The sequence below is a fragment of the Phenylobacterium sp. genome (assembly GCF_046590535.1).
In the GTDB taxonomy this organism is placed as follows: Bacteria; Pseudomonadota; Alphaproteobacteria; order Caulobacterales; family Caulobacteraceae; genus Phenylobacterium.
In genome coordinates this window covers 1-9376 of sequence record NZ_JBKJTG010000077.1, presented here as the reverse complement: position 1 = coordinate 9376, position 9376 = coordinate 1, and the positions used below count along the sequence as shown (strand labels likewise).

The following is a 9376-nucleotide window of genomic DNA, read 5'->3' as shown; positions in this document are numbered from 1 at the left end:
GTTTGTGCGAGAGCTCAGGCAGCGTTGTGACGTGCGCCTGAGGGGCGTCTCGGCTGAAACCCCCTCCGTCACCTCGCCGCCACCTCACCCAAACCGCGCTTCGCCGGGGGAGGACTGAGGCGGCGCTCACTTAAGGAAACACTCCCATGGACGACATCAACGATCCGGCGCTTGCGCCGGCGCGGGCCGGGGCTGTGCGGTTTTCCGCGGCGCTGGGGCGGGCGATCTGTGCGCGGCTGGCGTCGGGGGAGAGCCAGGTCTCGATCTGCGCCGACCCCGCAATGCCGGTGCGCGGGTCCCTGTTCAGGTGGGTGCGGGATTTGCCGGGGTTCGCCAGGGACGTGGGGCGGGCGCGGGCGGCGGGCGGGCGGGTGGCGGCGAACGGGCGGCCCCCGACCTTCTGCGCCGCGACGGCGGCGGAGATCTTCGACCGGCTGTGCGAGGGCGAGGGGATCGCGCGGATCTGCCGCGACCCGGCCATGCCGGCGTTCTCCACCGTCTATTACTGGCGCCGGCATTTCCCCGAGTTCGCCGAGCAGGTGAAGGTGGCGCGGGAAATCCAGGCGGAGCGGTTCTGCGACCTGGCCTGGGAGATCGCCGAGGGGGTGACGCCGCAGACCGCCTCCGCCACCCGGGTGAAGCTGGAGCAACTGCGCTGGCAGGCGGCCAAGCTGGCGCCGCGCCAGTACGGGGCGCTGAAGGCGGTGGAGCCGCAGGGCGAGGCGGCCGCCAGCGAGCCGAGGCGGGTGATCTTCGAAGTGCGCCGCTTCGAGACGGTGAAGCGGCCGGACGGGTCGGTCTATGTGCGCGAGATCGAGAAGCACTACCTGGACGGGTCGATCAAGCCGGCGACCGGCGATCCGCGGGTAGACCCTGGCGGCCTGAGCGAGACCTGGTGACGGGGCCGCCGCCAGCGCAACAGGGCGCCGAGACCAAGTCCAAGTCCGGCAAGGGCGACCGCGGCGACCGCTAGGCGCCGCGCCGGTACCTGAGCTGAACGATCCCGTCGCCGAGCTCGGCCACGGCGGTGAGTTCCAGGTGGAGCGGCATGGGCGACGGCGTGGCGATGGTCAGGCCGGCGCCGTCCATGGCCGGCGTCAGGTTCAGGCAAAGCTCGTCGATCAGCCCCTGGGCCAGGAAGGCGCTGTAGATCTCCGGCCCGCCGCCGACGATGGCCGCGCTCAGGCCCTGGTCGGCCAGGTGGCTGAGCGCCTCGTCCGGCGATCGCTTGACGGTGACCCCCGGCTGCGACGCGGGCAGGGCGTGGGAGAGCACCACCACCTGGCCCGGGATGGCGCCGATCGCCCCCATGGCGTGAAACAGGTCGTAGGTGCGCCGCCCCAGGACCAGGGCGCCGGCTTCGGCCACCCTTCCCATGAAGTCGGCCAGGATCACCGGCGGGATGCCGCCGGACGAGGCCGCCTGGACCACGTGGCCGTCGGCCGTCAGGCTCATGTAGTGGACGATCTTCACCGGGAGGCCCCTCTAGCGCGGACCCGAGACTAGGCGCGCCGCGGAAGTTTGGGCAAGCGCCGATGGATCGGGCGACGCTGTCGGTGGACAATCTGTTCAACCAGCGGCTGGACGTGCGCACCGTCGGCGGCGTGACCCCGATCAGCTACCAGCCCGACCTGCTCGACCCGGTGGGCCGCACGGTGCGGGTGAGCGTCCGCAAGCTGTCCTTCTGAGCCGCCCGCGGCGGTCGAAGAGCTCGTCCAGGGTCATGTGAGCACGCAGCTGGCCAGGCCGTCGCGGCGGACCGTGCCGGCGGCGGCGCCGATCTTGCCGGAGCGGCGCTTCACATAGGGGCCGGGTTTGGCGGCGCGCCAGGCGAGCGGCTTGGGCACGATGGCCGCCAGGCGCGCGGCCTGGGCCGGGGTCAGCCGGTCGGCGCTGACGTTGAAGTTGGCCCTGGCCGCCGCCTGCGCCCCATAGACGCCCGGACCCCATTCGATGGAGTTGAGATAGACCTCCATGATCCTGGGCTTGCCCCAGGCGACCTCGATGAGGACGGTGAAATAGGCCTCCAGGCCCTTGCGAACCCAGTCGCGGCGCGGCCACAGGAAGACGTTCTTGGCGGTCTGCTGGCTGATGGTGGAGCCGCCGCGCACCTTGCCGCCGGCCTGGTTGGCGGCCATGGCCTTGCGGATCGCCGCGAAGTCGAAGCCGGCGTGCTCGCAGAACCGGGCATCCTCGGCGGCGATCACCGCGCGGACCAGCGCCGGGGAGATCGCTTGCAGCGGCACCCAGGTGCGGGTGAAGCCGCGGCCCTCCACCGTGCGCTGGACCATCAGCCAGGTGATCGGCGGCGGCACGAAGCGGTAGAGGGCCACCGTCAGCACCGGGCCGATGAAGCCCACCACCAGCACCATGACCACCAGCGCACGGAAGGCCCGCCCAAGGAAACCGCCACCGGCGGGGGGCCGGGCGCGGGGAGCAGGCGGTCGTCTGGCCAAGCGGCGGGTCCTTGCGTTGACGTGGGGCGCAGATGCTAGCTGGGGTCGCAGGCGATGGGAACGGAGCGGGCATGGACGTGAGCGAAGCGGTGGCCGGGCGGGTGTCGATCCGCGCCTTCCGCCCCGACCCGGTGGCGGGCGCGGTGGTGCGCGAGATCCTCGAGCGGGCGGCCCAGGCGCCCTCGGGCGGCAACCTGCAGCCCTGGCGGGTCTATGGGCTGGCCGGCGAGCCGCTGGCGCAGCTCAAGGCGGACGTGGCGGCCAATCCGTTCGGCGAGGACCCGGAGTACGAGGTCTATCCGCCAAACCTGTGGGAGCCGTTCCGCACACGGAGGTTCCAGAACGGCGAGGACCTCTATGCGACGATCGGCATCCCGCGGGAGGACAAGCCGGCCCGCCTGCGGCAACTGGCCAGGAACGGGGCGTTCTTCGGAGCGCCGGTGGGCCTGTTCTTCTGCCTGGACCGCAAGCTGGGGCCGCCGCAGTGGGCGGACCTGGGGATGTATATGCAGAACGTCATGCTGCTGGCCCGGGCGCAGGGGCTGGACAGCTGCCCGCAGGAATACTGGGCGCGCTATCCGCAGACGGTGGCGCGGGCCGTGGACCTGCCCGACGACCACATGGCGTTCAGCGGCATGGCCCTGGGGTTCCGCGACGACGCGGCGCCCATCAACACCCTGAAGGCCCGCCGCGACCCGTTCGACACCTGGGGCGAACTGCGCGGGTTCGAGTAGGCAACGCCGCGCGCGCGGGGGGTAGTAATCGCGGGATCGTTGCTGACCTTCGTCGAAGTCCCTGGGCTGATTTCCGCTTGCGACCCTTGGCGGACGTTGCGAAGGTCTGCTCAGCGGAGATGGAGTGGGCCGCTAGGCAAGGTGTCAAGATACGCCTTGAGGTTAAGGACAGTCTCTTCCGACGCCTCGCGTGAAGCAGCATTTGGCGCTCCGAGACCCATGGTCACGCTCCCGACGTGTTCCAAATAGTCCACCACCTGCGGCACGGGTTCGCCACGCCATAGGCGGCTGACCGCCTGGAGCAGGTAGGTGTCATATTCATCTCGCGGACCATCGTAATCGCAGAGGCCGATGGGGTCCCAATCCCGCCACCCAATCTCCCTCAATTTGGAAAGCTCTGCGACTGGATGTTGTGACATGAAGGCAAAGCTATCAGTCGCAATGTCCGCTTCCCACCCTTAGGCGACCTTCCCAGTGTCCGGTGGCGGCGACCCATGGCCCCCCCGCCCGCGGGGGCGCGTTCAGACCTGCGCCACGCCTGCCCCGCCGGCCTCGTCGCCCCAGGCGACGCGCTGGGCGTCGGGGGTCATGGCCAGGGCGGTGATCGGCGGGCCCTTTTCGGCCTTCAGGGGGACGATCTGCTGGCCGGTGAGGTCGCAGGCCCAGACCCGGCCGTCATCGAGGCCGGCGCAGATCCAGGGGGTGGCGGGGGCCGCGGCCACCCGCACCACCAGGGCGGCGGCGTCATAGCCCACCTCGGCGGCCTGTTTGCCCATGGGCCCGGTGGAGCCGGCGAAGGGCCAGATCACCGCGCCGCTGGCGCCGGCGGTGGCCATCAGGGCGCCCTTGGCCAGGAACACCAGGGCCTTCACCTTGGCCGGGTAGCCGCCCATGCGCATGTTCTTCTCGTCGGCGACCCGCCAGCCGTGCAGCTGGTTCTCCTGCATGGCGGAGATCAGGAACTTGCCGTCGGGGCTCCAGGCCAGGCCCACGTGGCTGCCGGCCCATTTCAGGATGGCGGGCTTCTGGTCGGCGATGCGGGCGTACCAGAGCCAGCAGCCGCCATAGGTCGCGGCCGCCAGGCGGCGACCCTTGGGGTCGAAGGCCAGGTCCGAGACCGCCTTCTGATGGGCGAAGGTTCGGGTGAAGGCCGGGTCGGCGTTGTCGCGAACGTGAACCTCGCGGCCGGCGGCGAAGGCGATCAGGCCGGAGAGCGACGAGGTCGCGATCGCCTCGATCCAGCGGCCGGGGACCGCGGCCAGTTCCCGGGCGCCGGAAACCGTGGACCAGACCAGGCGGCCATCATCGCCGCCGGTGAGCATGCCCTCGCCGCAGGGGTGCGGGGCCCCGGCCAGGACCGCGCCGCGGTGGGCCTCGACGCTGTGGCCGCTCTCGAAGCGGACCGTGCCGTCCCCCAGGGCGAACAGCGCCTGGCCCGCGGAATCGAACATCGCTGTGGTGACATAGGCGTCGAAGGACTGGTGCATGGCCCCCTTTACAAGCCCCCGCCGGCTTGCCAAAGGTCAGCGACCTAAAGACGGGCGCGGACGACGCCGCAGCCCAAGGGAAGGAATTGCGTATGGCGGCGAAGCTCAGCAGCGGAAGCGGCGGCTCCAAGTTCGACCTCGGCCAGAACAGCGACATGAACGTGACGCCGTTCGTCGACGTGATGCTGGTGCTGCTGATCATCTTCATGGTGTCGATCCCGGCCGCCACCGTCTCCATCAAGCTCGACCTGCCGCCGGCCATCCCGCCGCCGCCCGGCACGGTGGTGAAGGAGCCGATCCTGATCAACATCCAGCAGAACGGCGGCCTGTTCATCGGTGAGCAGGTGACCCGGCTGGAGAACCTGCCGGGCGACCTGTCCGGCGTGCTGGCCCGCGACGAGCCGGGCATCCCGCCCACCGAGCAGCGGGTCTATATCCGCGCCGACCGCGGCGTCCGCTACGGCGACTTCATGGCGGTGATGAACACCCTGCAGGGCAACGGCTTTTATCAGGTCGCCCTGATCAACGAAGACATCTAGCGCCCACGAGCTGACCTGATCGAGGCCCGTCCGGGGACACCCGGGCGGGCCTTTTTCTTTAGGCGGCGCAGGCTTCGAAGCCGGCCTTGAGGGCGGCTTCGTCGAGGTTGCGGCCGATGAACACCAGGCGGGAATAGCGGTTGTCGCCGTCGCGCCAGGGGCCCTGGAAGTCGCCCTCCAGGATCATGTGCACGGCCTGGAAGACCAGGCGACGGTCCTCGCCGGCCACGTCGATGATGCCCTTGGCGCGCAGGATGTCGGGGCCCTGTTTTTCCAGGACGCCGTTCAGCCAGGCGGTGACCGCGGCGCCGTTGAGCGGCGTCTGCGACGACAGCGACACCCCGCGGATGCCGGAGGCGGCGACATGGTCGTGCACCGGGTCATGGTGGTGATCGTGCCCGTGGTCGTGGCCGCAGTCGTCGTCGTGGACGTGGCCGGCCTCCCCATGGGCGGGGTTGAGAAATTCGGGCGTCAGGTCGGTAATGCGGGCCAGGTCGAAGGCGCCGCGGCCCAGCACCAGGTCCAGGTCGACGTCGGCGCGCTCCGTGCGATGGATCGGCGCCAGCGGGTTCAGGCGGCGGATGGCGGCCTCCACCTGGGCCAGCTCGGCCGGGGTGACCAGGTCGGTCTTGTTGAGGATGATCTGGTCGGCGAAGGCGATCTGCTCGGCGGCCTCCCGGGAATCCGCCAGGCGGAGCGGCAGGTGCTTGGCGTCCACCACGGTGGTGACGCTGTCGAGCACGGTCTTGGCGCGGACGTCCTCGTCGACGAAGAAGGTCTGGGCCACCGGGCCGGGATCGGCGAGGCCCGTGGTCTCCACGATGATCGCGTCGAAGCCGCGCCCCGTCTTTTGACTTTGGCGCTTCATCAGGCCGGAGACCACCCGGATCAGGTCGCCGCGCACCGTGCAGCAGACACAGCCGTTGTTCATCTCGAAGACCTCTTCGTCGGCCCCGACGATCAGGTCGTTGTCGATGCCGATCTCGCCGAACTCATTGACGATCACGGCGTAGCGCTTGCCGTGGTTCTCGGAGAGGATGCGGTTCAATAGGGTTGTCTTGCCGGCGCCGAGGTAGCCGGTGAGCACGGTGACGGGAGTCTTGTCGGTCATGGGCGACCATGTAGTCGCGGCGGGCGCGTTTATGAAGTGGCGTTCTCCGGCGTCGCTGTTATATCGTAACACTTGATGACCGCCGCCGATCCCATCCGACAGCCCGCCGAGTTGGACGCCTTTCGCGAGGACCGCACCTATCTGGGCGCCGACCACCGCCGCAACGAGCGGCGCACCTGGGTGGTGACGGCGATCTGCGCGGTGACGCTCACCGTGCTGGTGGCCGGCGGCCTGGCGTTCCGCTCCATGGCGCTGACCGCGGCCGGCCTGCACATGGGCGCCCATGTGGCGGCGCTCCTGGTGGCGTCCGGCGCCTATGCCCTGGCCCGGCGCCATGCGGAGAACCCGGCGTTCAGCTTCGGCACCGGCAAGATCGGCTACCTGGCGAGCTTCGCCAACGCCGTGGTGCTGGGCGTCACCGCCGCGCTGATCGCGTGGGAGAGCGTCGGCCGGCTGATGGCGCCGGAGGCCGTGGACTATGCCGGCGCCTTCCCCCTGGCGGGGGCCGGGCTGGCGGTGAACCTGATCTGCATCTGGCTGCTTCGCCCGACCGGGGCGCAGGCGATGCGCAACGACCCGGACGGCGACCTGAACCTTTCGGCCGCCCACCTGCACCTGACCGCGGACGCCGCGGTCTCCGTGCTGGCGCTGGGCGCCATGCTGGCGGGCCAGGCGTTTGGCTGGGGCTTCGCCGATCCGCTGGCCGGACTGGTTGGCGCGGCCCTGGTAGGGCACTTCGCCGTGCAGCTGATGCGCCGGTCCGCCGCGACCCTGCTGGACATCAACCCCAGCGCCGAACTCACCGCCGAGGTCCGCGCCAGGCTGTCGGCGCAGGGCGAGCGGGTGGTGGACCTGCACCTTTGGCGGCTGGGTCCCGGACACCATGCGGCGATCGCCGTGCTGGCCGCCCCGCACCCGCAGCCGGCGGCGGCCTACCACGCCCGGCTGAAGGGCCTGGCCGGCCTGAGCCACGTCACCGTGGAGGTGCGCGAGGGCGGCGATTCACCCCACCCTCACGGCCATAGCCACGATTGAGACTTCAGCGCGTTAGGTGGTGATGATCGGTTTCCTGCAGAGGCTCTGGGCGCAGACCCACGGACAGCGCCGCCCGCTGATCGTGGGCCTGGCCTTGCTGGTCACCGCGACCGGCGCCAGCGGCCTGGTGGCGGTGAACCAGACCACCGACGCGCCGGTGCTGCAGAGCATCGCCGACACCCTGCCGGCGCGGGCCCCGCCCCAGGCGCCCGAGGCGCTGCAGGCCAAGCTGGAGGGCCTGGCCCAGGGCTTCGCCGAGCCGGTGGGGATCGCGGTCACCGAGGTGGAGCGCGGCTGGACCGCCGGGGTGGACGCCGAGGGCTTCTATCCGCAGCAGAGCGTCTCCAAGCTGTGGGTGGCCATCGCCGTGCTGCGCGCCGTGGACGCGGGGCGCATCACCCTGGAGCAATTGGCGGTGCTCACCCAGGAGGACCGCTCGGTGTTCTCCCAGCCGGTGGCCTACAAGATCGGCCAGACCGGGTTCGTCACGCCGATTTCCGACCTGCTGCGGCGCGCCATCGTGGAGAGCGACAACGCCGCCAACGACAAGCTGATGCGCGAGCTGGGCGGGTCAGACGCAGTGACCCAGGCGCTCACCGAGATGCAGCTCAGCGGCATCGTCGTGGGCGCCTATGAGCGCGACCTGCAGTCGCTGATCGCCGGCCTGAGCTGGCGGCCGGAGTATGGGATCGGCTGGAATTTCCAGGCCGCCCGCGAACAACTTCCCGACGACTGGCGCGACCAGGCGCTGGCCAGCTACCTGGCCGACCCGCTGGACGGCGCCCAGCCGGCGGCGATCACCCGAACCCTGGCGCAGCTCCGCCGCGGCGAGCTGTTGTCGGCGAATTCCACCAATGTGCTGCTGGGGCTGATGAATGAAGTGCGCACGGGGCCCCGGCGGCTGAAGGGCGGCCTGCCGGTGGGCTGGGCGATCGCCCACAAGACCGGCACCGGCCAGGACTGGCGCGGCCACAGCATCGGCATCAACGACGTGGGGCTGCTGACCGCCCCGGACGGGCGGGTTTACGCCGTGGCGGTGATGATGCGCCGGACCCGCAAGGCGGTGCCCGAGCGGCTGGCCTTCATGCAGGCGGTGACCCGCGCGGTGGCCGAGAGCTGGGAAGCCGACCAGCCCCGGCCCTGGCCCGCGGACGTGAGCGTGGCCGCGGCGGTCCCAGCGGCGCCGGCGACGGCGGCAGGGAACTAGGGAGGTAGCTTTCCTCCCCTGCGAAGCGGGGGAGGAAAGGGTGCATCCTAGGGCTTCTGGATGCCCTTGATGAGAGTGATGTTGATGGGCACGCCGGTGATGTCCTTGGACAACCACTGCGCCCCGAGGGCGCCGTCGGTGGGGAAGTCCGTGCAGTAGCTCATGGGCGCGGCGAAGGGCTTCACCTGCTTGAGGCAGACCTTCTCGCCCTTCTGGGTCCACTTGCCGGAAGAGGGTTTGCCGCGGCGGCCGATGGCGTCCCAGCTGCCGTCCGGCTTCAGCCACAGGCGCTGCTGGCGACCGTCGGGATAGAGCGAGCGGACCGTGTTGCCAAAGGCGGCGGCGACACCCTTGCCGTCGGCGGCGAGGGCGGCCGGAGCGCTGAGGGCGAGCACGAGCACGAGGGCGGCGGCGGCGGCGGCGGCGATGACGTTGAACTGTGTACGCATGGAGGCCTTGAACGCAGGGGGGGCGGCTGCGTGCCACGAGATGTGATCACGAGGCGGGTGGCTGGACAACTGCCCGTGTTTACGTGAACTGGACCTGACCGGATCACAGGACCCTCGCGCGCATGGACGAAGAGCAGCAGATTTCGCCCGAGGCCGAGCGGGCCGGCATGCTGGCGGCGCTGCACGCCCTCGTGGTGGGCGTGCTCTCCACCCTCAAGCGCAAGGGCGTGCTGGCGCCGCAGGAGATCGACCAGCTGTTCGAGGCGGGCCTGGCGACCTTTGAGCAGGGCGAGCAGGACGAGACCCGACAGGCCGCGCGGCTGACTCTGGAGATCCTGGCGCGGAGCCTGCGGGACTA

General features: G+C 70.5%; 12 protein-coding genes. 7 read left to right on the top strand and 5 right to left on the bottom strand.

Features of this window, described 5'->3' with window-relative positions; translation table 11 throughout:
* Positions 1-146 precede the first annotated feature (146 nt).
* Positions 147-899, top strand: coding sequence for a hypothetical protein (locus ACLL81_RS04565; protein WP_411287161.1), 753 nt, complete (start codon positions 147-149; stop codon positions 897-899).
* A 70-nt stretch (positions 900-969) separates the two neighbouring features.
* Here the strand turns inward: ACLL81_RS04565 and ACLL81_RS04560 are convergent, their stop codons facing one another.
* Complete coding sequence (locus ACLL81_RS04560; protein ID WP_411287160.1) at positions 970-1473, bottom strand: dihydrofolate reductase family protein; 504 nt, start codon at positions 1471-1473, stop codon at positions 970-972.
* Between the two features lie 62 nt (positions 1474-1535).
* Between ACLL81_RS04560 and ACLL81_RS04555 the strand changes: the two genes are divergently transcribed.
* Positions 1536-1688: a hypothetical protein gene (locus tag ACLL81_RS04555; RefSeq protein WP_411287159.1), complete on the top strand. Its 153-nt coding sequence runs from the start codon at positions 1536-1538 to the stop codon at positions 1686-1688.
* A gap of 33 nt (positions 1689-1721) precedes the next feature.
* Here the strand turns inward: ACLL81_RS04555 and mtgA are convergent, their stop codons facing one another.
* Positions 1722-2456, bottom strand: coding sequence for a monofunctional biosynthetic peptidoglycan transglycosylase (mtgA, locus tag ACLL81_RS04550; protein WP_411287158.1), 735 nt, complete (start codon positions 2454-2456; stop codon positions 1722-1724).
* A gap of 71 nt (positions 2457-2527) precedes the next feature.
* On the opposite strand from mtgA, the gene ACLL81_RS04545 reads away from it, so the two are divergent.
* Positions 2528-3190: a nitroreductase gene (locus ACLL81_RS04545; RefSeq protein WP_411287157.1), complete on the top strand. Its 663-nt coding sequence runs from the start codon at positions 2528-2530 to the stop codon at positions 3188-3190.
* A 521-nt stretch (positions 3191-3711) separates the two neighbouring features.
* Here the strand turns inward: ACLL81_RS04545 and ACLL81_RS04540 are convergent.
* A complete protein-coding gene (locus ACLL81_RS04540) occupies positions 3712-4677 on the bottom strand; it encodes a WD40 repeat domain-containing protein (RefSeq protein ID WP_411287156.1) in 966 nt (321 codons plus the stop codon).
* A gap of 92 nt (positions 4678-4769) precedes the next feature.
* Between ACLL81_RS04540 and ACLL81_RS04535 the strand changes: the two genes are divergently transcribed.
* Positions 4770-5216, top strand: a complete 447-nt coding sequence (locus tag ACLL81_RS04535; protein WP_411287155.1) for a biopolymer transporter ExbD — start codon at positions 4770-4772, stop codon at positions 5214-5216.
* 58 nt (positions 5217-5274) lie between these two features.
* Here ACLL81_RS04535 and ACLL81_RS04530 read toward each other — a convergent pair whose 3' ends face one another.
* Positions 5275-6327, bottom strand: a complete 1053-nt coding sequence (locus tag ACLL81_RS04530) for a CobW family GTP-binding protein (protein ID WP_411287154.1) — start codon at positions 6325-6327, stop codon at positions 5275-5277.
* A gap of 75 nt (positions 6328-6402) precedes the next feature.
* On the opposite strand from ACLL81_RS04530, the gene dmeF reads away from it, so the two are divergent.
* Together dmeF and ACLL81_RS04520 are read left to right on the top strand one after the other, a co-directional pair.
* Entirely contained in the window at positions 6403-7362 is a 960-nt protein-coding gene (gene dmeF / locus ACLL81_RS04525) for a CDF family Co(II)/Ni(II) efflux transporter DmeF (RefSeq protein WP_411287153.1), read from the top strand.
* Positions 7363-7384: 22 nt separating this feature from the next.
* Positions 7385-8569, top strand: coding sequence for a serine hydrolase (locus ACLL81_RS04520; protein ID WP_411287152.1), 1185 nt, complete (start codon positions 7385-7387; stop codon positions 8567-8569).
* Positions 8570-8616: 47 nt separating this feature from the next.
* Here the strand turns inward: ACLL81_RS04520 and ACLL81_RS04515 are convergent, their stop codons facing one another.
* On the bottom strand, positions 8617-9018 hold the full coding sequence (locus ACLL81_RS04515) for a hypothetical protein (protein WP_411287151.1): 402 nt from the start codon (positions 9016-9018) through the stop codon (positions 8617-8619).
* A gap of 122 nt (positions 9019-9140) precedes the next feature.
* On the opposite strand from ACLL81_RS04515, the gene ACLL81_RS04510 reads away from it, so the two are divergent.
* A partial coding sequence (locus tag ACLL81_RS04510) for a hypothetical protein (protein ID WP_411287150.1) occupies positions 9141-9376 on the top strand: 236 nt, incomplete at its 3' end.